Source organism: Marixanthomonas ophiurae (assembly GCF_003413745.1).
In the GTDB taxonomy this organism is placed as follows: domain Bacteria; phylum Bacteroidota; class Bacteroidia; order Flavobacteriales; family Flavobacteriaceae; genus Marixanthomonas; species Marixanthomonas ophiurae.
This window is the reverse complement of the sequence record NZ_QVID01000003.1, coordinates 39,770-63,046: the sequence shown is the minus strand read 5'-3', so window position 1 is coordinate 63,046 and position 23,277 is coordinate 39,770. Positions and strand designations below refer to the sequence as shown.

Below are 23,277 nucleotides of genomic sequence, written 5' to 3'. Positions count from 1 at the left end.
AGCGTTCAATAGTTTTATTGAACGCTTTTCATTTAGGTTTTATTTACAAGGTGCTATTTCGTATTTTTGAAAAAACTGAAATTGCATGATAGAAGAGAAAGTAGTCCTTGTAAATGAAAAGGATGAAAAAATAGGGTTAATGCCCAAAATGGAAGCTCATGAAAAAGCCTTGTTGCATCGTGCTTTTTCGGTATTCGTTTTTAATGATAAAAATGAATTGATGATTCAGCAAAGGGCTTTGCATAAGTATCACTCTCCAGGATTATGGACAAACACTTGCTGTAGCCACCAAAGAGATGGAGAAAACAACATTGATGCGGGAAAACGTAGGTTACAGGAAGAAATGGGGTTTTCAACAGATTTAAAAGAAACCATTTCATTTATTTACAAAGCACCTTTCGATAATGGATTAACCGAGCATGAATATGACCATATGTTAGTTGGGAAATATAATGACGAACCAAATATTAACCCAGATGAAGTCGCCGCTTGGAGATGGATGTCTATGGAAGCTGTAGAGAAAGATATGAAAGAGAATCCTTCTGTTTATACAGCATGGTTTAAAATTATTTTCGATAAATTTCAAAAACATCTAACTCTATGAGTTTAACAGTTTTCAGAAAAGCACATTTTAATGCAGCGCACCGTTTATTTGTAAAAGAATGGAGTGATGAAAAAAACCGCGAGTTTTTTGGTAAATGTAGTAACCCAAACTATCACGGACATAACTATGAGCTTGAAGTAGGTGTGACCGGGGAAATTGACTTTAAAACAGGTTATTTAATCGATTTAGATTTTCTTAAAACAATTATAAAAGAAGAGGTAGAAGACCCTTTTGATCATAAAAACCTCAATGTTGAAGTTGAGCAATTTAAATCGCTAAACCCAACTGTAGAGAATATTGCCATTGTGATATGGAATAAACTTCGCAAAAGACTAGATGATAAATTTGAAATTTCGGTAAAACTATATGAAACACCTCGTAACTTTGTAGTCTATACAGGTAAATAATGAACAAAACTCAAACATTATACCCCTTAAAGTTTATCCCGATTCTAAAAGAGAAAGTATGGGGAGGAAATAAACTATCTCAAAAATTGCATAAAAATGGAAAAGGAAAAATAGGTGAAAGCTGGGAAGTTTCTGGATTAGATGACGATACTTCTATAATTGCAAATGGGATATATAAAAATGAAACGATAGTTACGGTTATCAATAAATATAAAGAAACCTTACTTGGTAATAAAGTATATACAAACTTTGGAAGTAAATTTCCTTTGTTATTTAAATTCATTGATGCTCAAGAGGATCTCTCTGTTCAAGTACATCCAGGTGATAAACTAGCTAAAAACCGTCACAATAGTTTTGGAAAAACTGAAATGTGGTACATTGTAGAAATAGAAAAAGACGCTCGGCTTATATTGGGTTTTAATAAAAAAGTTGATGAAAAAAGCTACTTGAAAAAACTTTCCGAAGGTAACATTACAGATATTCTTCATTCCGAAAAAGTAATACCAGGAGATGCCTTTTTTATCGCTCCAGGCACAATACATGCCATTGGTGCCGGAGTACTTTTGGCTGAAATACAACAAACATCAGATATTACGTATCGTATTTACGACTGGGATCGTCCTGATATAAATGGTGAAATGCGCGATTTGCATACCGACTTGGCAAAGGACGCCATTAATTATGAAGATGTTGAATATAATATCGCGTATCAAGATGTTGAAAATAGTATAATCCCTTTAAAAAGCCTTCAGTATTTTGAAACCAATAAGTTAAACATTACTACAAACTTCACTCGCAATTTAGCTGAAATTGATTCTTTTGTGGTTTATATGTGCACGGAAGGAGAAGCAATAATAGAAACCGAAAGTACTTCCGAAACTGTAAAAAAAGGTGAAACGGTATTAATTCCCGCTTGTTTTACTTCAATTAAAATAAAATCTACTTCTGTAACACTTTTAGAAACATACATTCCGTAATTGTTCGTACCTTGCGCAAAATTAAATATTTATAAAATGGCAAGTGTACGCGACTTAAAAAGAGACATAAATTATGTGTTGGGAGATATTATTGAAGCTGTCTATATATGGCAACTAACCCATCCTAAAAAAGAAACCAAAGAATCTGAAAAAATTATCGATGAAGCCATCGCTGTTTTTGATGCTTTAATAGTAAAGGTAAACCAAAAAGATGTTGAAAATAAAAAGCAACATTTTAAAAGTATTAACCAAGAATTAGAAACTGAAGGTAGAAAGTTAATTGATAAGATTAACGCTTTATAAGCTATCCTTCATCGTTTTTCGTTCTGAAATAAAAGACTCCAAAAGCGTTCCGTATTTGGAGTCTTTTACTTTTGGGGTAAGTGACGTGTAAACAGTGTCCAAGTATTTTACATTTGCGTCATATACTTCTGTTAACAACAAATATGGGGCTATCTCTTTATCTTTGTTGTTCAATGCGAAGTTTACAGTTGCTAAATACTTGCTAGAAAGAGCAGTTGTTCTTTTTCGCTTTATTGCTTTTAATAAGGAATCGTTTTCACTTTTTTGAGCTGTAAACTCTTCTTTAATCAAATCTAAGTTTCTGTCTGCAAATCGTTGCATTAACTTTTTGTATTCATCAAGTGCTTGCTCATTTTCAGAGCCATTTATTATAAAATCATCTCCAAACTTTTTTAAGCTGGTGTTGATTATAATTTCGCCCGGCTCAGCAAAGAAAGGGATGCGATCTTCTCGAAGCGTTCCATCTTTAAGGCGTAGGTAAAGGTAATATACTTCGGGGCTAGATATTTCTTCAACAAATGTAAAATTGGGATCGCCGTCAATAGCTACAGAATCTACTGAAACTAATAGTGAATCTTCAATTTTCTGTAATAATAGCGTTCCTTTTTTAAGTCCCTTAACGTTACCAGAAAGTTTCATTTCCTGTTCAGGATTCGAATTGGAACAACTAACTAAAAATAAAGCGGCTAAAGCGATGAATAGAATTCTCATTATATGTTGAAATATTAAGATCGCAAAGATGCATATTTTGCAAGAAACATAAAACTTGAAATACCAATTACTTTTAAACAACGCTATTTCAGAAAAACAAATAGTTTCTTGTTTACGAAACCGCCGCCAATTGCATTAGTACTGTACAAAGTATCGCTGCCACTGTCCCTATGGCATACCCAAAAACAGCCAATAATACTCCAACAGTTGCTAATGACGGGTGAAATGCTGACGCCACAATAGGTGCAGATGCTGCTCCGCCCACATTCGCTTGGCTACCCACTGCAAGGAAAAAGTAAGGAGCTTTAATTAATTTAGCTACTAAAATCAATAATCCAGCGTGAATTATCATCCAAACAAGACCAATAAAGATGAGTCCGAAATTGTCAAAAATGAGTGTTAAGTCCATTTTCATACCAATACTGGCAACTAAAATATAGATAAAAACACTTCCAAATTTACTCGCCCCAGCACCTTCATAGCTTCTTAATTTAGTAAAAGATAGTAAAACACCTATAAGAGTGGTTATCGAGATCATCCAAAAGAAAGAGGAGCTTAAAAAGGTAAATACGTTACGGGTAATCCCCTTTGGAAAACTGTTTACAAAGTCTTCAAAAAATACGCTCAAGTATCCTGCACCTAAGTGTGCGAAACTAACAGTACCAAAAGCAATGGCTCCAAGAATCATTAAATCGGTTAGGGTAGGATTTCTATCTACTGTTGCTGCATAATCTGAAACTTTTTGTTTTAAGGCTTCAATCGCGGAAGTGTCAGATTTTAGCCATTTATCAATTCGGGCAGATTTACCAATTCCTATTAAAATGATAGCCATCCAAATGTTGGCTACCACAATATCTACGAATACCATACCTCCGTATAATTCTTGGTTGTAGCCATAGATTTCAAGCATGGCAGTTTGGTTAGCACCACCGCCAATCCAACTTCCGGCAAGGGTTGATAGACCTCTCCATACGGCATCAGCGCCTGCACCACCTACAGTTTCGGGCGAAATAGTTCCTATTAATAACACGGCAAGGGGACCACCTATTACAATTCCAATGGTTCCTGTAAAAAACATAATGAGTGCTTTTGGACCTAAGTTAAAAACTGCTTTTAAATCCATGCTTAACGTCATCAATACCAAAGCTGCCGGTAATAGATATCGACTAGAAACATAATATAGGTTAGAGCTGTTTTCAACAGCTTCTCCTGTTTCAGAAATACTGGTCCAATCGGGAGCTATTACTCCAAAAGTGGTCAATAATGCCGGTAAAAAGTATGCCATGAATAAGGCTGGAACAATTTTGTAAAAGGAACTCCAAAAACCGGTTTCTTTTGAGGAAGTATAAAAAATAAACCCTAGTGTTAGCATAAGCACACCAAATACAATGGTGTCACTTGTAAAAAAGGGAGTTGTATCAATAATTTCTTGGGTAAGATTATCTTGCATGAATCAATTAGTTTGACTGCAAAATACAATTATTTGCTTAAAAAACATCGTTCACTCTTTCTTCTTCGGAAGTCTTTTGGCATCTTTCAGCATTTCATGCAACATCCATTCAATCTGTCCATTGGTGCTACGGAACTCATCTGCGGCCCACTTTTCCACGGCTTTCATCATGTCTTCATTAACGCGCAAGGCGAAGGCTTTCTTTTTAGGCATATTAATTAGATTCAATAAATTGAGTAATCACAGTAATCAATTCTTCGGAAATAGGAAGATTATATTGATTGTATGATTTGCTGTTTTCAAGATCATTTCCATTTATTTCTTTTAAAACATGATTCATTTTTGGTATCACTTTGTAGGTGGCTTCTGGCTTTGCTTTATACAAAGCTTCCGCTTCGCTAACTTGAACTTGTAAATCTTTGTCACCATTTATTATTAAAACTGGGGTTTTTAGCTTGGAAAGCTCTTCTTGTGGATTGTACTGCATCCAACTATAAATAAAGGGTTGAATGTCGGGTCTAAAGATGGAAGCTAAACCTGGACTATAATTTTGAGCGGTTCCATTTACTCTAAGGTCGTCGAATGACTGTCGGGCATTGTCAACCAAACCCGGAGCTTGTTTTGCCAACTGATCTACAATGACATCATCTATTTCTTGTCCTGCACCGGCAATAGAAATAAAGCCATCTGCTCGGTTTTGGGCGGCAATCATCCCAACCAACGAACCTTGGCTGTGACCAATAATGTAAAGCTTGCCAAACCGATTGTCATTTTTAAAATGTTCAGTAACGTCAACGGCATCTTTAATAAAATCATCAAATTTGATTTTCTTTTCATCCATTGCACCCCTTTTCATGATTTTCACAATCCGTTTGTCGTACCGAAAACTAGCAACTCCTTTTTTATACAAAGCTTCCGCTAAAAATTTAAGCGAATTGTTCTTCATCATATTCTGGTTTCCGTTTCTATCAGTAGGTCCCGAGCCAGCAATAATAATGACAAGCGGTTTTTTTTCTGAAGTTTTAGGAAGTAAAAGTGAGCCTTCTACCAAAGGGGTTATTTTCAATTCTTCAGAAGTAAAGTTGTCTTGTGCGTAACCACTTCCGAAGTAAAATAGAGCAAGTAAAATAAGTAACTTTTTCATATTAAAAATTTTTAGAAAAACTTGGTTTACATATTTAATGTTCCTGTGTTAACAACGGGGGAAGCATCTTTATCACCACATAAAATTACCATTAAATTACTTACCATAGCGGCTTTTCGTTCATCGTCTAAATCTACAATTTGTTTTTTGCTTAGTTTATTAAGAGCCATTTCGACCATGCTAACGGCACCTTCTACAATTTTATGACGTGCCGCAACAATTGCTGTGGCTTGCTGTCTTTTAAGCATAGCACTCGCAATTTCATTGGCGTACGCTAGATAGCCAATTCTCGATTCTAGTACTTCAATACCGGCAATTGTAAGACGTTCGTCAAGTCCTTTTACCAAAGCTTCGTTTACTTCTTCCATGCTAGAACGCAAAGTAATATCGGCGTCCATGCCTTCGTCGGCGAAATTATCATAAGGGTATTTACTGGCCAATTCACGAACGGCAGCATCGGTTTGTATGCGTACAAATTCTTCATAATTGTCAACATCGAAAGCGGCTTTGTGTGTATCGCGTACCCGCCAAACCAAAATAGTACTAATTATGACTGGGTTTCCTAATTTATCATTCACTTTTAAGCGTTCGCTATCAAAGTTTCGAGCACGTAGAGATATTTTTTTCTTTGCATATAACGGGTTTACCCAAAAAAGTCCGTTCTTTTTTATAGTTCCTATATACTTTCCGAAGAGTAGCAATACTCTCGAGCCATTAGGGTTTACGAGTACAAAGCCTGGTAGAGCTAATAACCCTAGGAAAAATAAGGCAATAAACCAAGCATTTTTGGTAAGAAGCAAGCCAACAACGCCCGCTGCAATCATAATAAAAAATACAAACAGCATTAGATAACCGTTAGCTGGAGTGATTGTTTTTTCGTTTGACATAATAGTTAAATTTAATTTGATATTAAAATGATATTAAACAAATATAATTCTTTTTTTGAATTTTCCAACTAATTATAATATTAACTTAAAACAAGGAATAGTATCTTTGCTTAAAATTTCTTCAGAAATATTATAAAATACACATTATGAAAAAGGGTTTCTTGTTATTTGTTTTATTTGCTTTTACTGCATTAGTAGCTCGTCCGGCTGAAGATTGGGGGCGTAATGGTCATCGTGCTACAGGAGAAATTGCTAAAAAGTATTTAACTAAAAAAGCAAAGCGAAATATTGAAAAATTACTAAATGGTGAGTCACTTGCATTGGTTTCTACTTATGCTGATGAAATTAAAAGTGACAGTAACTATAGAAAATATGGTCCTTGGCATTATGTGAACTTCCCTTTTGAATCTACTTATGAAGAGCATGATAAAAATGAAGCGGGTGATATTATAGAAGCAATTAAAAAAAGTGTTGAAGTGCTTAAGGATGAAAAAGCTTCAAAAGAGGATAAGGTTTTCTACTTAAAGCTATTGGTTCATTTTATGGGCGATTTGCATCAACCCATGCACATTGGTTTAGCAAAAGATAAAGGTGGTAACGATTTTCAAGTACGTTGGTTTAATGAAGGAACTAATTTACATTCAGTTTGGGACACAAAAATGATTGAAGATTATAATATGTCGTATTCAGAGTTAGCAGCAAATGAAAAACAGCTTTCGAAAATGCAATTGAAACAAATACAACAAGGATCCATAACTGATTGGATGTACGAAAGTCGTGCACTATGCGAAGATATTTATAGCAATACTGAAGTTGGCGAAAAACTATGGTATCCTTATATGTACGAATATATGGATGTACTTAGAATGCAATTACAAAAAGGTGGAATTCGTTTAGCGGAAGTGCTAAATGATATTTTTGGGTAAATAATTTAGTGGCTTACAATTTTCCTGAAAGTCAAATTAATCCTAGGAGAGACGTTCTTTTTTGTTTTTGGTATTTGATGTTTCCAAAAATGTTGCGTTTGACCTTTCATTACTAAAAGGCTTCCATTTTTGAGATTTACCTTGTATTTTGAAGCTTTATCATGTTTATGCTTTAAGTGAAACATGCGTTCTGCTCCAAAACTTACCGATGCGATCACTGGATTTTTGTCTAGTTCTTTTTCGTCATCGCTGTGCCAACCGTTGCTGTCTTTCCCATCACGATATAGGTTTAATAAAACAACATTAAAGTTTTCACTAGAAATTTCTTCGACTTTATTTTTTATTTTAGTTAATACTGGGGTTAGTGGTAAAGGTGTCATAGTAATTCCTGAATAAGAATAACTTTTTCCACTTTCACCATATAAGGCGGTTAGTCGGGGTTGCTTATATTTTTTTCCAAAGACGGTGATATCATCCTGCTGCCAGTCTGTTTCATTCAGGAGTGTTTCAAAATAGGTGTCAGCTTTCTTTTCTGAAATAAAATGTGGATGATAAACAACTTCAGCATTTGGCAAAGTGGGTTGTATAGGAGTGTTATTTTCTTCTGAAGGGAATAGAGGTGTCATACATATAAATAAGCCCAATAGATTAATACAAATTGCAAGGGAATACGTAGAATTAATGCCCATTTAGGAAGTTTCATGGCCGCTCTTTCATCTTGCAACATATAAATATGAACGGTAAAAAAGATAATCAGCATGACAATAATTCCCCAAGCAGCGATACTTTGCGTGTTTTTGTTCAAGAGCATGAAGCCAAAAATCATTTCAACGATACCGCTTAGTAGCACCATTGTTGAATGAGCTGGGATGTAGGGGGGCATAATACGTTCATACATTTTTGGTTTTCTAAAGTGGTTGATGCCCGCCAAGATATAAAGCACGCCCATTAGGTATTGATGCCAAGGTAAGTTTGTCATATAGTTTATTTAGGAGCTTCTACTTTTTTAGCATTTTTAGAAACAGTATAATCTGCAGATTCCGTAAATTTAATATTACTCAAGGTTGCATCGCCTATAATATCACCGTATAATCCTTCCTCTTTACTCCAGTTGTAAAATTTCCAAGTATTTGCAATGGCAATATCATTAATTACTTGATAGTTTGCGTATAGAATGGCGTGTGGTGCTTCTTCAGCTTTTTCAACACTTTTTCCGAAGGTAACAATATACGCTGCGTAACTTAGTAAGTTTGTATTATTATCTACATAAACCTCGTACCAATCATCTGCGGTGTCGCCAATGTCATTTTTAAAAGTGAGCTTTGCTCTAGAATATTCATTATCCTTTTCAGATACTTGTTCTACAGGACCCCATATTGTACCGGGATCGGTTAATTTAAAGGGCATTGCCATAAAATAAGGCCAAGTAAGAATATCGAAACGGGCAGATTTCATTTCAGCATCCTTAGGGCTTAGAAAAACGTCTTTGCCGTCATAAATAATAGTTTTTCCATCTTCAGATTCATATTTTATTTTTGTCGAATTGGTTCGCATCGTAAACGTTCCGTTTAAACGTTCTTCGCCATTAAAATTCAAAGCAATATCAAACGAAACATTGTTGTGTTCTAAAAAAGCTTCTTTATTGTGTGTTTTTTCAACACCTTCGGCAAATGCTGTAGATAGGGAAGGAGCTCCATCTCCAATCCCATTATTTTGTTCTACGGGAATTTTTTCTGTTTTCTGCTTCTGTGTTTCGTTGCAACTAACAAATAATGTAGTTGCGGCAAAAAGTAAAAGTATTTTTTTCATAACCTTAAAAGTATAAAACGCTAAACAACTTAAAGGCATTTTAAGATATATTTTATAAATTAATATGAAATGAAAACCCCCTCACAAATTTGTGAAGGGGTTTTGCTTTGGTTGGTTATTATAACAGGATTATTTTATGATCAATCTTTTTGAAACGCTTGATGTTTCACCAGTAATCTGTACTACATAAACTCCGGTAGCCAATGCCGAAACATCAATTACCTGTTTTCCTTGCATATTGCTAAGGTCGTATTGGTTAATCAACTTACCATTAATGTCATAAATCACTGCATTTTGTAATGCAACATCAGATTTATTTGAAATAGTAACTTGACTGTCCGCTGGATTAGGATACATAGATATTGAATTACTCAATGAGTTATCATCTACACCTAAAATACTTTCAACAGTTAACTCGAAAGTACACGTACCAACATTCCCATACTCATCTTCAGCAGTTAAAGTAACAGTATAAACACCATCGGATAACAACTCTCCTGGAGCTGGATTTTGAGATGTAATTGTTACAGGATCTGTACAGTTATCTAAAGCAGAACCTTCTCCGCTAGCAAAATAATCTGGCACTTCATAGAATAGATTACCTGTTCCTGGATCAACACTTTGATCTTCTGGACACGTAACTTCTGGTGCTAACGTATCAACTACATTAATTTCAGCAGTACAAGATGCTATGTTTCCACTTGCATCACTTGCAAAAATTGTAATTGTCATAGGCGTACCAATATCAGCACAACTCACTTCAGTGATATCAGAAGCTACAGTGCTAATTCCACAAGCTTCATCTACACTTTGAATCAAGCTGTTAGGGTCGATTGTTGCTGTCCCGTCAGGTCCAAGTGGTATGTCGATAGCTGTTATGTCTGTTACTTCATAATCTAACTGGAAGTTATCGATTCCGGCACCCCAAGCCCAAGAGCCTTCGTCATCATACGTAAATCGAACTTGAAACGCTTCATTTAAATAAGGTAACATATCTATCATTCCTGTGTTCTCAATATTTGTACTTGCATCAACAAAAAGTATTTCTTGCCAATCAGCACCATCATATACTTCTACAGTAAATATTCCATCACCAATAAAGTCTTGCATTACGTAGTCAAATGATATAGAAGCTGTGTTAGAACCTGTAATATCATATACAGGAGAGTATAAAGTGGCTAAATTAATTTCACCATTTCCAGCTGCATCATCATCAAAAATAGCTGCATTCGTTGGGAAACTTGGGCCAAACGGCATCTCACCTGAGCCAAAGGTCCAATCCTGAACACCAGCATCTATAGTAGTACTCCATCCATCAGGAATAGTTGCGCCTTCAAATTCTTCTAAGATTGATACTGGTCCTGGGTTTCCGGCACAAATAATAATTGGTGCAGTAATATCTACCACATTAACAGTTGCTGTACAAGAAGAGAAATTTCCACTATCGTCAGTAACAAATACCTCGACTTCATTTTCTCCTAGCATAGAGCAGTCAAAACTAACATCACTATCTATTTGTGGTCCTACATCATAAATAATATTTCCATTAAATACGCGAGGGTCAAATGTTGAAACACCAAAAGGATATGATTTTCCTGCTCCTTCTAAAAATTCAATATTATCATCAGAAGCAAATACGGCTCCTGTTGTAGTTCCATCTGTATAGTTCATCCCTCCTGAAGTTGTAGTTACATAGAATGCACCCGTATCACCGGCAGCAATTGTTTGTCCTAAACTTAGGTTTAATGGTGTTGGAAGACCATCACCAGCAGAAGTAACATTTGCAGTGCCTAATAAAGTCCACGCACCGGCATCTTCTTCAAAGCCTACCCAAGTTCCTGATTTATAGTAAACCTCAACATCATCTGTAATCCCTGTATCAAGATTTACATCAAAAGAATTAATAGTTACCTCATTGATTGCTACAATATCGAACATAGCACCGTCAAGACCGTTTCCGCCAGCAAAGGTAGTTTCTAGTGTTTCAGTAGTTGAACCACCTCCAGTGGCAGGGCCACCAACGGTTACAACATAACCACAAGCTTCATTTACTGTTTGTATAAGATCTGAAGCAGGGATGGTTGCGTTTCCGCTAGCATCTAATGCAACCTCTAAAGGTGGAGAAGTAGAAAGCTCATAATTCAATGCAAAGTTATCTACACCAGCTCCCCAGCCGAAACCGCCATTGTCGTCGTACGTAAAGCGCACTTGGAAATCTGGGTTTGCAAAAGGCATCATATCTGTCACGCCTAAGCTTGTTGGAGGTGTGTCTTCTGTTGCAAAAAGGATTTCCTGCCAAGCAGAACCGTCCCAAACCTCAACAGATATTTCACCATCACCTACAAAGTCCTGTAAAGAGTAATCAAAATTTAGATCGGCTGAGGCAGCTGCTGAAATATCATACACAGGGGAAAGTAACCTTACTAAGTTTACCTGTCCACTTCCTGCTGCATCATCATCAAATATCGCTGCGTTGGTTGGAAAATCATCTGTTGATCCAGGCATATCTCCTGATCCGAAAGCCCAATCGTCAGCTCCAGATTCAACAATTGTAGTCCATCCTGATGGGATAGTAGCCGCTTCAAATTCTTCTAAAATATTAAAAATCCCTGGTTCACCTATACAAGTTATCTCAGGGGCTGTATTGTCTTCAATGGTTACGGTTGCTGTACAGGTTGAAGAATTACCTTCATCATCTGTAACGGTCAAAGTGACTGTATTGTCTCCCACATCGGCACATGTAAATGTATCTATATCCAATGAATAATCAACAATGCCACAGTTGTCTGTAGAACCATTGTCAATATCGGCAGGTGTAATGGAAACCGAAGATCCGCCCATCAAATCTAATGTTAGGTTTTGACATATAGCTTCTGGTACTTCCATATCGGTTACCGTTACAGTAAACTGGCAAGTTGAAGTTTCGCCATCTATATCTGTAGCAGTAAATTCTACAACGGTATCACCTGTTGGGAACATGCTACCGCTGACTGGACCCATTGTTTGGGATACAGTTACAGGATCACCTTCAGGGTCGATGGCGATTGCATCTGCAAAATTGACTATCGCGCCACAATCACTAGGATCGGTATCTACCATTAAGTCACTAGGACAGACAATGATGGGAGGAATTACTCTATGACCAACAATATTCATAATATACATTTGACCTGATCCTACTGTGGCTAAATCTACATAGCTGGGAACGCCACAATCTGCTGCTTGAATGTAGGAAGGGTCGGTCTGTCCGTCATCATTTGTTCCTATAAAAAATACAGTTGCACCGTCACCTAATACAGATATTTCGTAAACTAACAAAGAGCCTTGAGGGACCGTTGCTGAAATTGGGACTGATACAATGGTACCAGCATCTGCTGTAGTAAAATCATAAACAGTTGAACTTAATAAAGACAAGGTCCCACCGGGAAATGCAGGGGAAGAACTATAAAGGTTTACAGTTACAGGAAAAGTTGTAGCTGTATTCGATGATGGAAAGATAGCAAACTCTACATTTGTTACTTGAAAATCATCGTCTATACCAAAGTCATTTTCTAAATCGAATTCTCGTGCCAAATTAGTATTTAAAGCAATACCCCCAGAATTGCAAGTAATTCCAGCTTCAATGGTTTGAGAAGCACTGTGGGTGATGGCTACTGGAGCTCTGTTTTGGTCAACATTTCCATTATTTATAGTTACACTTCCTGCCGGATTACCAATAATATTGGTTTGGTTACTACTTGTGGGACTAAACGATTGTCCTAAGGCAAAGGAAATAGTACATAAAACACATAGAAATGTGATTAAGGTATTTTTTCTCATAATTGTTAAATTTTTGGTTATAACACCAAAAATACGTTAAAATAACTTTAAATCAATACTTTATAGTTAAATTTTTTAACAAAAAAACCGTCATTTAAGACGGTTTTTGAAAAATATGTAAGAAAAAACTTATTATTTAATCATTTCATAACTACGTTTAATGAACGCTGTCATGTCTTCTCCTTTTAAAAGGTTTTTACTCAACTTAGCAAGATCTAATGCTTGATTAACCAATCGTTCTTTCTTTTTCTGAGTTTTGGTGTTTAAAATTTCAGAAACTAATTCGTGATTAGTATTTACAATCAGGTTATACATTTCCGGCATATTACCCATACCGAACATGCCGCCACCGCCACCGGTTTTCTGCATTTCTTTCATTCTTCGCATAAACTCAGGCTCGGTAATTACAAATGGATTGGCTTTGCTATCCATCGCTTCCAATTGCACGTTGAATTTTTCTGAAGGCACTGTTTCAGATAAGAACGTTTTAAGCGTTTCTTTTTCTTCGTCTGAAAGCTTCGAAATCTGCTCTTCGTCTTTCTTTATTAAATTTTCAACAGGCTCACTATCTACGCGTACAAAACTGATGTTTTCTTTACTGCTTTCTAGTTTTTGAAGCAAGTGCGATATAATTGGCGAGTCTAGCATCAACACTTCATAGCCTTTATCTTTCGCATCTTGAATATAGCTGTGCTGCTCATCTTTATTTGAAGCATACAGCACGACCAATTTATCGTCCTTGTCCGTTTGTTTGTCTTTTATTTTTTCCTGTAATTCGTCAAAAGTAAAATAGTTGCCGTCAACGGTTGGGTACAATGCAAATTTTTGAGCTTTGTCAAAAAACTTGTCTTCTGTAAGCATTCCGTATTCAATCACCACTTTAATGTCGTTCCACTTTTGCTCAAAGTCTTCACGGTTGTCGTTGAAAAGTGATTTCAGCTTATCGGCTACTTTACGAGTGATATAGCTGGCGATTTTCTTTACCGCGCCATCAGCCTGTAAGTAACTACGTGAAACATTCAATGGAATGTCTGGACTATCAATCACACCGCGAAGCATTGTTAAAAATTCCGGTACAATACCTTCTACATTATCGGTAACGAACACTTGGTTTTGATACAATTGGATTTTATCCTTTTGTATGTTCATATCGTTCGTCATCTTTGGGAAATATAATATCCCTGTCAAATTGAACGGATAATCTACGTTTAAGTGAATGTGAAATAACGGCTCTTCAAATTGCATTGGGTACAATTCTCGATAAAAGCTATTATAGTCTTCTTCTTTTAAATCTACCGGTTGTTTGGTCCAAGCCGGGTTTGGATTGTTGATAATGTTTTCAACCTCTTTGGTAGGTGCTGGATCGTCTTCTTTGGCATCTTCCGGTTTTGGAAGTGTTTCCGTTTTCATCCCAAACTTAATCGGGATTGGCATAAACTTGTTATACTTAACCAATAGTTCACGGATACGACCTTCTTCTAAAAATTCAGTTTCATCATCTGAAATATGAAGAATAATCTCCGTACCGCGTACTTTTTTATCAGCTTCTTCTAACGTGAAATTTGGCGATCCGTCGCATACCCAATGAGCTGCTGGCTCGTCCTTAAAACTTTTGGTAATAATCTCTACTTTGTCGGCCACCATAAACGAAGAATAGAACCCAAGTCCGAAATGCCCTATAATTCCAGTGTCTTCACCATCTTTATCTTTGTATTTTTCTATAAATTCTTCAGCACCAGAAAAAGCAATTTGGTTGATGTATTTTTCAACCTCGTCTTTTGTCATTCCAATTCCTTCATCTATGATGTGAAGCTTTTTATTCTCCTTATCGATTTTTACTTCAATCTTAGGATTTCCGTAGGCAACATCGTTTGCTTCCCCAATATTGGCTAAATGCTTTAATTTAAGCGTAGCATCTGTAGCGTTTGAAATCAGCTCCCGTAAAAATATCTCGTGGTCGCTGTATAAAAACTTCTTGATCAGCGGGAAAATATTCTCGACCGATACATTAATAGTTCCTTTACTCATAATATATATGTTTTATTTTTTTCTGAAATATATAAGACAAATAAAGTACCATTTCTTAGTTTCTGACAGCTTGTCACTCTGTAAGTTCTCTCTTTCAACAACTACTAAGAAACTGGAAACTTTAACAGAACCTTTTGTTTAACACAACAAAGCATGCGTTAAACGTTTCGTATCTTTGAAAGGAATGATATTTTCGAACGAAACGGCAAAATTTCTGCACGTTAAAACAATATAAGATGGCAACTAAGAAAACACCTTCAAAAAAGAAAAGCATAACCCGCGATACCATTATTTCGGCGTATATGGAATACGTTCTTGAAAACGAACAAACCCCGAAAAGTGTTTATAAATTCAGCAAAGAACACGATATGACCGAAGCGGAATTCTACAGCTTTTTCGGCTCTTTCGATGGCTTGCGGAACGAAATCTGGAATACTTTTTTCGATCATTCCCTGAAACTGGCTCATAAAGACAAAAACTTTGAAAGCTTTAGCAACCAAGAGAAGATGCTTACGTTCTTCTTTACTTTTTTTGAAATGCTGACCGCCAACCGTAGTTACGTACTTTTCGCCCTTCAAGAACATAAAGATATAATGAAAAACCTTTCACAGCTTAAAGGGTTGCGAAGTAGAGTAAAAGAATTTGCTTCCGGATTAATTAACGAAAAAAACGAAGAAAAAAACCTCAAGATTTTAAAACAACCAGTTTCAGTCTTTTCGGAAGGCGCTTGGTTACAAACCCTTTTCATTCTAAAATATTGGATGGAAGATAATTCGGCTTCCTTTGAAAAAACAGATGTTGTTATTGAAAAATCAGTCCGCGCCATTTTCGATGTATTTGACAATACCCCGTTGGAAAGTGTGGTTGACTTCGGAAAATTTTTATGGAAAGACAAAATGAACTAAATGAAAACACTCGATTCGATTCCCACAGGCAAAATAAAACGAGCCAGTAAGTTGGTTGGTACTGGTGTAAAAGTTGGCGGTAATTACTTGAAATATTACAGCGGAAAACTTGTAAACCCAGAACTAAATAAGGATGCATTGAATGAAAGTAATGCTGAAGATATTTACGATGGATTAAAAAACCTAAAAGGAAGCGCCTTGAAAGTGGCTCAAATGCTGAGCATGGAAAAAAACATCATGCCTAAAGCGTATGTGGAGAAGTTTTCATTAGCGCAATTTCAAGTGCCACCATTGTCTGCGCCGTTGGTTCGAAAAACATTCAAAAACTATTTTAATCAAACACCAGAAGACCTGTTCGATACGTTTGATGAAAACTCGGTTGCGGCAGCCAGTATTGGTCAAGTACATAAAGCAACTAAGGATGGAAAAGACCTTGCTGTTAAAATTCAATATCCGGGGGTAGCCGATAGTATTAGCAGTGATTTAGCGTTGGTAAAGCCCTTTGCTATTAAAATGTTTAACCTGAAAGGGAAGGATTCTGAAAAGTACTTCAAAGAAATTGAAGGGAAGCTTATGGAAGAAACCGATTACAATCTAGAGATTGCTCAAAGCAAAGCTACAACCGAAGCGTGTGCAAACATTCCTAATTTAAAATTTCCGAAGTATTATGAAGCACTTTCAACCGATCGCATCATCACGATGGATTGGATGACGGGCGAACACCTTTCCGAATTTACAAAGCATAATACTGACAAGGAAAAAGCTAATAAAATAGGGCAGGCGTTATGGGATTTTTATATGTTCCAAATGCATGAATTAAAAAGTGTTCATGCCGATCCACATCCTGGTAACTTTTTGGTTGATAAAGACGCTAATTTGATAGCAATCGACTTTGGTTGTATTAAAAACGTCCCGGAAGAGTTTTACACACCCTATTTTGAATTAGCAAAACCTGAGAATATCGACAATCCTGATATTTTTATGGAAAAAATGTACGAGCTTGAGATTTTGCGAAGCGATGATTCCCCAGAAGAAGTGAAGTTCTTTTCAGAATTGTTTCACGAAATGCTGAGTTTGTTCACTAAGCCTTTTCATGGCGAGACCTTTGATTTTTCAGATGAAGTATTCTTCGGAAAAATAGCTGATTTAAGCGATAAATATTCAAAAGACACCGAATTACGTAAAATGAATGGGAATAGGGGTTCTAAGCATTTTCTTTATATAAACAGAACCTTTTTTGGTTTGTATAATTTATTAAATGATTTAGGAGCTTCAGTATTAATAAATAACTACAAAAAATATATTTAATAAAACATTAACTTTCTGTTGAAGTTAAATTGTATTTTATTAAACATTTATACTGTATCTTTAAGCTATATAATTGGAAAACTGCTATGAAAAAGAAAAGTTGCCGATTATTTATTGGTTAGGTTGTTTAAAAAAGGGTGCAAAAATTGCACCCTTTTTCTATTAAACATGTTTATAAAAAGTTTACTTGCCTTCGGCTTTTTTACTCATAGACTCATCAGTTTTCTCTTTGTTCTTCACATAAGTATCCAACCATTTGTCTTGCTCCCATAGTAAGTGCAAGATGCTTTCTTTTGCACGATACCCGTGACTTTCCTTTGGTAACATAACCAAACGAGCCGTTGCTCCTAGTCCTTTTAACGCATTAAAATAACGTTCACTTTGCAGCGGATACGTACCAGAGTTATTATCAGCCTGTCCGTGGATTAGCAGCAACGGTGTTTTCATTTTTTCAGCATGCATGAAAGGAGACATGGTGTAATAGGTCTCTGGTGAATCCCAATAGCTGCGTTCTTCACTTTGAAATCCGAATGGTGTTAACGTACGGTTATAGGCTCCACTTCTTGCAATACCAGCAGCAAATAAATCACTATGGCTTAGTAAATTCGCAACCATAAAAGCTCCATAACTATGTCCGCCAACTGCAACACGGTTTCTGTCAATGTAGCCCATATCATCCACAGCGTCAATAGCTGCTTTTGCATTATCGACTAGCTGAGTTCTAAACGTATCATTAGGTTCTTCATCGCCTTCACCAACAATAGGAAAAGCAGCATCGTCCAGTACAACATATCCTTGTGTTACCCAATAAATAGGACTTCCCCAGAATGGATAGATAAATTCATTCGGGTTGGTGGTATTTTGCGAAGCACTGCTTTTATCTTTAAACTCTCGAGGGTAGGCCCAAAGAATCATCGGCTTTTTTTCTTTTGCATCCATATCATAGCCAACAGGCAGATATAATGTCCCTTCCAACTCTAATCCATCATCACGTTTATATGTAATCACCTCTTTATGTACGTTTTGTAAACTTTTAAAAGGGTTTTCAAAACTAGTTACAGGGGTTAAATCTTCCTTTTTATTAATATCTCTGAAATAATAATTAGGATATTCATTCTGCGACTCTATTCTAACTAAAATCTTTCCTTTTTTCATATCAATCGCATTATACAAATCTTCTTTTTTGTCTGTATAACTTGATTGATAAATACGTTTCGTTTTCTGAGTTTTTAAATTGAATTCATCTACAAAAGGAAATTGCCCTTTTTCAGAAAATCCATCACCCATTAAATAGGCTGTTTGGTTATTGAGATCTAATACAGAACGGTTAAATTTATTTTGAGTGGTTACAAAATCACCTGGGTCGCTATATCGATCTTGGTAATTTCGGTCAGATATAACAATAGGTTTTTGTTTTATGTTAGAAGGGTTGAATAAATATGTTTTGGTATTTCGGTCGTTCCACCAATAATCGTAGGCAATAGCATTTTTATCATCACCCCAGGTAATACCTGAAAACCTATTCTTTGTTTTTAAAATTTCTTTTCCTTTCCCGCTAAAAGGTGCTTCAACTTGGTAGACAACATCTCTAAAGTTAACTTCATTTTCGGGATCTCCTTCATCTAAAGCTTCTACCCAATATAAAGTTGCGGGTTGATCATTACGCCAGCTAAAGTTTCGTTTTCCAGTTCGCGTAGCCATAAATCCTTTTGGACGAACTTCATCTAAGGGTACTTTATTTATAACTGTAACTACTTTTCCGTTGGCATCATACACGGTTTCATTGTATGGAAAACGGTAGTAAGGCACTAAATAAGAGAACGGTTTTTTTACTTCTGAAACTAACAGATAGTCTCCATTAGGAGAAAAACTAATGCTTCGGTACATTGCAGTTGGAAGAAACGATGCGATTTCTCCATTAATAGAAACCTTCTTAATTTCTGAAAGTGCTAATTGCTCAAAATTAGCTTCATCATTTGGGTTTTTTAACAAATCTTGATACGTTCGGTTTTGTGCTTTTTCTCCATCACTAACTGAAATAGTTGGACCTGTTGGTACGGCCTCAGCAGTATTAATTAATTCTTTTCTATTATCTGGAAGCATTTTAACTAATAGACTAGAGCTGTCTTTAAACCAATTAATAACATCGCCCATATTGGCGTTAACGGTTGCATTAGTTAGTTTTTTTACTGATCCTTTATCGACATCTAGCACCCAAGCTTCTACACCTTCTTGAGTTGTGTGTAAAAAAGAAATCATTTTTTGGTTAGGGGACCAACTAAAATTTGATAACCGGGCATTTTGAGGAAGACCGGAAACTTGTGTCGTTTCTTTGTCGGTTGCTTTTTTTACCTCAATATTATTGTAGTAGTTGGTACGACTTCCAATATTTGTTTTTGGGTTGATTCGCAGTCCTCCTAAACGCATTTCGGTTTCAGAAAGCTCGTTGATAGATTTATAAGAATCTCTATATAAAAGAACAACATTTTCACCTTTATCATCCACAATTACCGAAGGAGCAGGAGGTGCTTCTACTAAATCGAGAATATTTTTAGGTGGTTTTTGATAGTTTTTATCTACTTGGGCATAAAAAGTAGAATAAATGAGTAGAAAAATAAGTAAGGCAGTAAGTTTTTTCATAGGATTTAATTTTTTTGAAAAGATACTTAAAAAAATAACGAGAAGCACTCAATTTGCTATGCACGCATACTATAAGAAGCGTATTTATTTCCCTCACAGTGCTTGAATATGTATCTTGCCTTTTCGTTTATACTATAACTATATGTACACTTCAAAAATTACAGGGCTTGGTCATTATGTGCCCGAAAATGTTGTTACCAATGACGACCTTTCAAAATTGATGGACACCAATGACGCGTGGATACAAGAGCGTACCGGAATTAAAGAGCGAAGACACATTAAAAAGGGAGATGGGAATTCCACTTCGGTAATGGGCGTGAAAGCTGCCACCATAGCTTTGGAAGAAGCTAATTTAAAACCAGACGATGTAGATATGATTGTTTTTGCAACGCTAAGTCCCGATATGTATTTTCCGGGCGGTGGTGTAGAAGTCCAGGAAATGATGAATATGCGAACTATTCCAGCGCTTGATGTACGTAACCAATGTAGTGGTTTTGTCTATGCTATGTCGGTAGCCGATCAATTTGTGAAAACGGGAATGTATAAAAACATTCTAGTTATAGGAAGTGAAAATCATAGTGGTGGACTCGATTTCACCACACGCGGTCGTAGTGTTTCAGTAATTTTTGGCGATGGAGCAGGAGCTGCAGTTGTGTCTAGAAGTGAAACTAATGAAGGTGGAATTCTTTCTACTCATTTACATAGTGAAGGGAAGCATAAAGATGAATTAGCTTTACAAGGCCCGAGTACTGAATATTGGGTTCCTGAAATTATAGAAAAAAATCCGCAAGAAGATATTCCTTATTACCCATATATGAATGGTCAATTTGTATTTAAACATGCGATTGTCCGTTTTACAGAAGTAATTCACGAAGGACTTGAGGCAAATGGCTTATCGATTGATGATATTGATATGTTGATTCCGCACCAAGCAAACTTGCGTATTTCTCAGTTTATTCAGCAGAAATTAAAACTGAGTGATGATCAAGTGTTTAATAACATTCAAAAATATGGAAATACGACGGCGGCATCAATCCCAATTGCACTTTCTGAAGCTCATAAAGCTGGGAAGATTAAAAAAGGTGACCTTGTAGTATTAGCTGCTTTTGGTAGTGGCTTTACGTGGGGAAGTGTAATTATAAGATGGTAAGTTATTTTAAAAACTTATAAAAAAACAAAAAGCCTTCCAGAGACATGGAAGGCTTTTCTAGCTTAACAAAAATCAATTTCTTTGAGTTTATTTCAAAATAAATGATTTAAAGAGTTTAACAGACTCTCACACTAATGACTATTTTAAAAACAGAACGTTTCACTTTAAAATCTGTTTTAACATATAAATAACAAACCCGAAGCGAATTGCTTCGGGTTTATAACTTTGTTGCTATTATTAACACTAACCATCAACGTAAAAATTTTCACAACAAAGTCAGAAATATTTCTACTCAATAGACGAGTCCATTTCAGAATTGTTACACGAATATTTCTTTTTAACATACTTTTAGCGAAAGATGAAGTAAACCGATTGTATATTCTATTCAGAAAAAGAAAACAATGAAAAAAACACTTGTATTAGGCGCTAGTTTAAAGCCTTCACGCTATTCAAATCTTGCTATAAACCGATTGGTAGATAATAATCATCCAGTAGAAGCAGTGGGTTTACGAGAAGGAGAAGTGGCTGGAATAGAAATAACCACTGAAAAAGAAAACTTTGAAAACATCGATACCGTTACCTTATATTTAAACGCAAAACGGCAAGTTGAATATTACGATTATATTGTTTCGTTGAAACCAAACCGGGTAATCTTCAACCCAGGAACTGAAAACCCAAAATTTTATAAACTACTGAAAGAAAACAATATTGAAGTTGATGTAGCTTGTACCTTAGTCCTTTTGGCGTCTAATCAATATTAGACCTAAAAAGGTTAGTCCCCCGTTTACAATTAACAATTCGTAATTAAAGTGATAGCCGCCGATGTATTCTGGCGGAATGCTTCCTATTATAAATGTTAGTGCAACAGAAATAATCGAAACCAACCAAACCCATTTGTCCTTCACCTGCATTTTTGTAAATATCCCAAAAGCAAAGAGACCTAAGAGTGGTCCATAGGTGTAACTAGCTGCTTTTAGTAAAAGATCGATCACACTGCTGTCTAAAAGATATTTAAAGGCAATTATTACAATTACTAATAATACACTTACGCCAACATGTACTTTTTTACGAATACTTTTTTGGTGTTTCACTTCTTTACGCTCAATACCCAAAAAGTCGATACAAAAACTGGTGGTTAATGAGGTAAGTGCGCTATCTGCACTGGAGTAGGCAGCCGCAATTAGCCCTAAAATAAAAATGATGCTAAGGCCCAATCCCATACCGCCATTCAGGGCTATTTCAGGGAATAATAGGTCTGTTTTTTCCTTACCATCAAGCATAGGGACACTTATTCCATTTTGCTCGGCATAAACAAAAAGTAGGGCTCCTAAAAAGAGGAATAATAAATTTACAGGAATAAAAACTAAACTGTACGATAATACATTTTTTTGTGCATCTTTCAAACTTTTACAGGTTAGGTTTTTTTGCATCATATCTTGATCCAATCCTGTCATACAGATTGTGATGAACATACCGCCAAAAAAGGATTTCCAGAAATAATCTTTATCCAGAAAACTATCCATAAAGAATGTTTTGGTGTAAGGAGCAATTTCAGGAGCTGCAAAGAGTTCGGTAAACGTCCAGTTTAATTCATCTTTAATAAAATAGACAGCAACCAAAACAGAACCTAGCATAAATAAGGTTTGTAGGGTGTCGGTCCAAACTATGGTTTTAATACCGCCACGTGCGGTATAGATCCAAATTAATAATATAGATAGTATGACAGTAACAAAGAATGGTACATTCCAAGCTTCAAAAACGAAATACTGTAATACAGTAGCGACTAAAAACAATCTAAATGATGCTCCTAAAACACGAGAAACAAAGAAGAAAAAGGCTCCTGTTTTGTAACTAACATTCCCAAAGCGATTGTTTAGATATTGATAAATGGAGGTTACATTCATTCTATAATAAATGGGTAGTAATATGAATGTAATTACTAAGTAGCCTACTAAATAACCTAGCACTACTTGCATGTAGCTAAATTGCGAATCTTTCACCCAACCAGGAACCGAGATAAAAGTCACTCCAGAGAGTGATGCCCCAACCATTCCGAATGCAACGATGTACCAAGGCGATTTTCCTTCTGCTTTAAAAAAAGCATCATTGCTATCATTTTTTCCGGTGAAGTATGAAATAAGCATTAAAACCCCAAAATATCCACCAATTAATAAAAGAATGTGTAATGGCTGCATAAAGTTATTGACTT

The 23,277-nt window shown here is 35.9% G+C and carries 21 protein-coding genes; 9 read left to right on the top strand and 12 right to left on the bottom strand.

What is annotated here, in order from left to right:
- Nucleotides 1-85: 85 nt before the first annotated feature.
- From idi to DZ858_RS15030, 4 genes are read left to right on the top strand one after another with little or no spacing between them, the layout of a single operon-like run.
- Nucleotides 86-604, top strand: coding sequence for an isopentenyl-diphosphate Delta-isomerase (gene idi / locus DZ858_RS15045; protein ID WP_117160515.1), 519 nt, complete (start codon nucleotides 86-88; stop codon nucleotides 602-604).
- Nucleotides 601-1,011 (top strand): 6-pyruvoyl trahydropterin synthase family protein, encoded by a 411-nt coding sequence (locus DZ858_RS15040; RefSeq protein WP_117160514.1) that lies wholly within the window; start codon nucleotides 601-603, stop codon nucleotides 1,009-1,011. Before idi ends, DZ858_RS15040 begins: the two co-directional genes overlap by 4 nt.
- On the top strand, nucleotides 1,011-1,988 hold the full coding sequence (locus DZ858_RS15035; protein WP_117160513.1) for a type I phosphomannose isomerase catalytic subunit: 978 nt from the start codon (nucleotides 1,011-1,013) through the stop codon (nucleotides 1,986-1,988). The genes DZ858_RS15040 and DZ858_RS15035 overlap by 1 nt, the downstream gene beginning before the upstream one ends.
- 36 nt (nucleotides 1,989-2,024) lie before the next feature.
- The gene (locus DZ858_RS15030; RefSeq protein ID WP_117160512.1) at nucleotides 2,025-2,291 is read left to right on the top strand and encodes a hypothetical protein; all 267 of its coding nucleotides are present in this window, start codon (nucleotides 2,025-2,027) and stop codon (nucleotides 2,289-2,291) included.
- Here the strand turns inward: DZ858_RS15030 and DZ858_RS15025 are convergent.
- From DZ858_RS15025 to DZ858_RS15005, 5 genes are all read right to left on the bottom strand, one after another.
- On the bottom strand, nucleotides 2,286-3,002 hold the full coding sequence (locus DZ858_RS15025; protein ID WP_117160511.1) for a DUF4369 domain-containing protein: 717 nt from the start codon (nucleotides 3,000-3,002) through the stop codon (nucleotides 2,286-2,288). The two genes, DZ858_RS15030 and DZ858_RS15025, sit on opposite strands and share 6 nt — an antisense overlap.
- Before the next feature lie 112 nt (nucleotides 3,003-3,114).
- Entirely contained in the window at nucleotides 3,115-4,452 is a 1,338-nt protein-coding gene (locus DZ858_RS15020; RefSeq protein ID WP_117160510.1) for a DUF819 family protein, read from the bottom strand.
- A gap of 51 nt (nucleotides 4,453-4,503) precedes the next feature.
- Nucleotides 4,504-4,665, bottom strand: coding sequence for an Arc family DNA binding domain-containing protein (locus tag DZ858_RS15015; protein ID WP_117160509.1), 162 nt, complete (start codon nucleotides 4,663-4,665; stop codon nucleotides 4,504-4,506).
- Nucleotide 4,666: 1 nt separating this feature from the next.
- Nucleotides 4,667-5,596 (bottom strand): alpha/beta hydrolase, encoded by a 930-nt coding sequence (locus DZ858_RS15010; protein WP_117160508.1) that lies wholly within the window; start codon nucleotides 5,594-5,596, stop codon nucleotides 4,667-4,669.
- 26 nt (nucleotides 5,597-5,622) lie between these two features.
- Complete coding sequence (locus tag DZ858_RS15005) at nucleotides 5,623-6,483, bottom strand: SPFH domain-containing protein (protein ID WP_117160507.1); 861 nt, start codon at nucleotides 6,481-6,483, stop codon at nucleotides 5,623-5,625.
- Nucleotides 6,484-6,629: 146 nt separating this feature from the next.
- Between DZ858_RS15005 and DZ858_RS15000 the strand changes: the two genes are divergently transcribed.
- A complete protein-coding gene (locus DZ858_RS15000; protein ID WP_117160506.1) occupies nucleotides 6,630-7,409 on the top strand; it encodes a S1/P1 nuclease in 780 nt (259 codons plus the stop codon).
- 5 nt (nucleotides 7,410-7,414) lie between these two features.
- On the opposite strand, the gene DZ858_RS14995 is transcribed toward DZ858_RS15000, so the two are convergent.
- The 5 genes from DZ858_RS14995 to htpG all read right to left on the bottom strand — a co-directional run bounded on the left by DZ858_RS14995 (nucleotide 7,415) and on the right by htpG (nucleotide 15,065).
- Nucleotides 7,415-8,035 (bottom strand): alpha-ketoglutarate-dependent dioxygenase AlkB family protein, encoded by a 621-nt coding sequence (locus DZ858_RS14995; RefSeq protein ID WP_117160505.1) that lies wholly within the window; start codon nucleotides 8,033-8,035, stop codon nucleotides 7,415-7,417.
- Nucleotides 8,032-8,388 (bottom strand): DoxX family protein, encoded by a 357-nt coding sequence (locus tag DZ858_RS14990; RefSeq protein ID WP_117160504.1) that lies wholly within the window; start codon nucleotides 8,386-8,388, stop codon nucleotides 8,032-8,034. The genes DZ858_RS14995 and DZ858_RS14990 overlap by 4 nt, the downstream gene beginning before the upstream one ends.
- Nucleotides 8,389-8,393: 5 nt before the next feature.
- Nucleotides 8,394-9,218, bottom strand: a complete 825-nt coding sequence (locus DZ858_RS14985) for a DUF6503 family protein (RefSeq protein WP_117160520.1) — start codon at nucleotides 9,216-9,218, stop codon at nucleotides 8,394-8,396.
- Between the two features lie 129 nt (nucleotides 9,219-9,347).
- Nucleotides 9,348-13,037, bottom strand: a complete 3,690-nt coding sequence (locus DZ858_RS14980; RefSeq protein ID WP_117160503.1) for an HYR domain-containing protein — start codon at nucleotides 13,035-13,037, stop codon at nucleotides 9,348-9,350.
- 132 nt (nucleotides 13,038-13,169) lie between these two features.
- Nucleotides 13,170-15,065: a molecular chaperone HtpG gene (gene htpG, locus DZ858_RS14975; RefSeq protein WP_117160502.1), complete on the bottom strand. Its 1,896-nt coding sequence runs from the start codon at nucleotides 15,063-15,065 to the stop codon at nucleotides 13,170-13,172.
- A gap of 236 nt (nucleotides 15,066-15,301) precedes the next feature.
- Between htpG and DZ858_RS14970 the strand changes: the two genes are divergently transcribed.
- On the top strand, nucleotides 15,302-15,970 hold the full coding sequence (locus DZ858_RS14970; protein ID WP_117160501.1) for a TetR family transcriptional regulator C-terminal domain-containing protein: 669 nt from the start codon (nucleotides 15,302-15,304) through the stop codon (nucleotides 15,968-15,970).
- Nucleotides 15,971-17,278 (top strand): ABC1 kinase family protein, encoded by a 1,308-nt coding sequence (locus DZ858_RS14965; protein ID WP_117160500.1) that lies wholly within the window; start codon nucleotides 15,971-15,973, stop codon nucleotides 17,276-17,278.
- 183 nt (nucleotides 17,279-17,461) lie between these two features.
- Here the strand turns inward: DZ858_RS14965 and DZ858_RS14960 are convergent, their stop codons facing one another.
- Nucleotides 17,462-19,918, bottom strand: coding sequence for an alpha/beta hydrolase family protein (locus DZ858_RS14960; RefSeq protein ID WP_117160499.1), 2,457 nt, complete (start codon nucleotides 19,916-19,918; stop codon nucleotides 17,462-17,464).
- Between the two features lie 142 nt (nucleotides 19,919-20,060).
- Between DZ858_RS14960 and DZ858_RS14955 the strand changes: the two genes are divergently transcribed.
- Complete coding sequence (locus tag DZ858_RS14955) at nucleotides 20,061-21,068, top strand: 3-oxoacyl-ACP synthase III family protein (protein WP_117160498.1); 1,008 nt, start codon at nucleotides 20,061-20,063, stop codon at nucleotides 21,066-21,068.
- A gap of 401 nt (nucleotides 21,069-21,469) precedes the next feature.
- A complete protein-coding gene (locus tag DZ858_RS14950) occupies nucleotides 21,470-21,829 on the top strand; it encodes a CoA-binding protein (protein ID WP_117160497.1) in 360 nt (119 codons plus the stop codon).
- Here DZ858_RS14950 and DZ858_RS14945 read toward each other — a convergent pair.
- Nucleotides 21,800-23,263, bottom strand: a complete 1,464-nt coding sequence (locus DZ858_RS14945) for a sodium:solute symporter (protein WP_117160496.1) — start codon at nucleotides 23,261-23,263, stop codon at nucleotides 21,800-21,802. The two genes, DZ858_RS14950 and DZ858_RS14945, sit on opposite strands and share 30 nt — an antisense overlap.
- Nucleotides 23,264-23,277 lie beyond the last annotated feature (14 nt).